The 2,402-nt window shown below is 63.1% G+C and carries 2 protein-coding genes; both read left to right on the top strand.

The features are described 5' to 3' along the window. The first annotated feature begins 428 nt into the window (after nucleotides 1–428). Nucleotides 429–1,646, top strand: coding sequence for a DUF2863 family protein (locus tag JMF90_RS33545; protein ID WP_012328889.1), 1,218 nt, complete (start codon nucleotides 429–431; stop codon nucleotides 1,644–1,646). A gap of 210 nt (nucleotides 1,647–1,856) precedes the next feature. Next, nucleotides 1,857–2,402 (top strand): response regulator transcription factor (locus tag JMF90_RS33550; RefSeq protein ID WP_201326036.1); only part of this gene is annotated, 546 nt, incomplete at its 3' end.

Consider the following 2,402-nt stretch of genomic DNA (forward strand, 5'->3'; position numbering starts at 1 on the left):
GCCATCAAGCGCCCACACTTATCGGCTGTTAATTTTTAAAGAGCATTTCTGCGAGGAATCTTGAACCCCTCAGCAGCGCTGCGTTTTCAGCAGCAGAGAAACGAGATTATGAGCCGTGTTTCGCAGCTCGTCAACAACTTTCTGAACGACTTCGTTGCGACTGCGGGGCTCAACTTCCGTACCGCCGAGGCTCGCTACCGCCGAACCTCAACAGCACTGCTTCCCTTCCTTCCGCGCTGCGTTTCCGTTAGCGCGAAAGAGGCGTGATTCTACGCATCCCCCGGCAATCGCGCAAGGGGTTTGACGCAACTTTTTCACAAACGCCGCAATTCGGCCGTCCGGCCATGCCTGAGGCACGAGACCGCTTATGGTGCAAAGAACGGACTAGAATGTGAGGTTCTTCGCCTCTTTCTATATACGTCTTTAATATGCGCCAGCGAATCGCCAAACGCCTCCCCCCCGATGCCGACAAACTGGTCGGTCTGTCGCTTGCGCTCTTCGCGTCGGGCAGCCGCATCGAGGATCGCTTCTGGGAAGCGAAGCTCGATGCGCTGCTCGCCAAGATTGTCCGCAACGGCAATCAGACCACGCTCGACGCCGCGCTCGACCATCTCCAGCAGAATCATCCCGACGCCTACGGCGCGCTCGCCGACATGGCCGAGACGCACAGCGAGTCGATGGTGATCGAGCACGACGGCCAACCGTACGATGCGCTGCTGGTCGCCGTCCCGGTTCTCGCCTGGACGCGTTACATGATTCCGTCCGGTCCGCTCAAGGGCGACGTGGCCGACGCGCTGCGAACACATCTGCAGGCGCACGTCCTGGCGAACGGCACGCTCGTCGGGCTCGCCCCGTTCCTCTACAGCATCGACCAGTTGCCGCGGCACCACGTGGAAACCTACCGGCTGGCGCAGCAACTCGCCCATGCGGCAATCGGTCAGCACACCCCGAAGCTGAGCTTCGGCGATCTGCCGGAAACCTCGCCGATCCTGGCCGATCCGCGCTTCCTGCTGGCGGTCGTCGCCGCGCCGGCCGGCGCACCGCTGTTCCGCTGGCAGGAAGAAGAAAACGGCAGCCGCATCGAGCGCGGCCAGTGCCTTGAACAGTGGACGGCACAAGGCGGCCCGAACCTGTCGATCGCGCTGCCCGGATGCGAATTCGAATGCCTGCTTCCGGACGCGTACTACTCGGCCTGTCGCGATGCGGACGAACGTGTGCGTCCGCACACCGTCCGAACGGCCATTCGTTATCTATTCGACACACTTGGTGCGGCGCCGCAAGAGTTGCGGGCGGTGGTCGCCGGCTTCGGCGAGCGTCGTATCGATGAGTATCGCGTGGGCTTCACGCGGCGTGCCAGCAACGACGTGATCTACGGTGTCGTGTGGCCGCTCTACGGCCGTGAAAACGGCGACGTATCGACCGACAGCGCGACGCTCGAAGGCGAAGCGCCGATCGAAGGGCCGCTCGAAGAAATCGTGAGCCTGCTGAAGGAATGCGGCGTAACCGACGTCCGCAGGCACGCGGGCCGTTTCGAACCCGAATACTGCGACGACTGCGGCGTGCCGCTCTACGCAGATCCGCTCGGCGAAATCGTCCATGCGGAAATGCCGGAAGACGCGTCGCCCGCCCAGCCGCACTTCCACTGACAGTCCCCGCAGGCCCATCGGCCTGCCCCGCCAAAAGCCGCTTCCGGTGCCTGCCGAAGCGGCTTTTTTTCTTGTCCGATGCTCTGTCGCCGAAAATTTCGAACTTTTCCTAAGCCTTTCAGCCAAGCAGACATCGTGTAAGGTCTTTGTCATTATCGGGACCAGCTTATACCCGATAGCAGTCGATGACTCACCTTACGGAGATTGAATATGCGGTTCTTGGTGCTTAACTCAGACGCCGAACGGCGTGACGGACTGAAGGCCCTGCTGCGGCAGATCGACCGGCACGCCAGCATCAACGATGCGCCCGACAGTTTCCTGGCGCGCCGGCTACTGCGCACCCAGCGTTTCGACCTCGTCGCGATCGACTGGCTCGACGTGGGCCGGCTCAGCGAGCTCCAGGCACTCGGCAACGCGTGCTCGCCGACGCCGATCGCCGTCCTGGTCGACGAAGTCTCGCCCGAAGCCATCCAGCGCTTCTTCAACTACGGCGTCGCGGGCGTGATCCCGCATTCCACGCGGCCGCACCTGATCGTACGTGCGCTCGAGATCGTGCTGCTGGGCGGGCACTACATTCCGCCGATCGCCCTCAGCCTGCTGCCCACCCCGACGACGGCACGCCAGGATGCCCATTTCCAGACGCTCGCCGGCTCGCTGCCCCGCCGCCCGCCGAGCGGCCTCCTGTCGCCGCGGCAAGCGCAGATCATGCGGTTCGTCCACATGGGCAGCACGAACAAGATGATCGCGCGTACGCTC

Origin of the sequence: Burkholderia sp. E168m23, assembly GCF_016586125.1 — a bacterium.
Lineage (GTDB): Bacteria > Pseudomonadota > Gammaproteobacteria > Burkholderiales > Burkholderiaceae > Burkholderia > Burkholderia orbicola.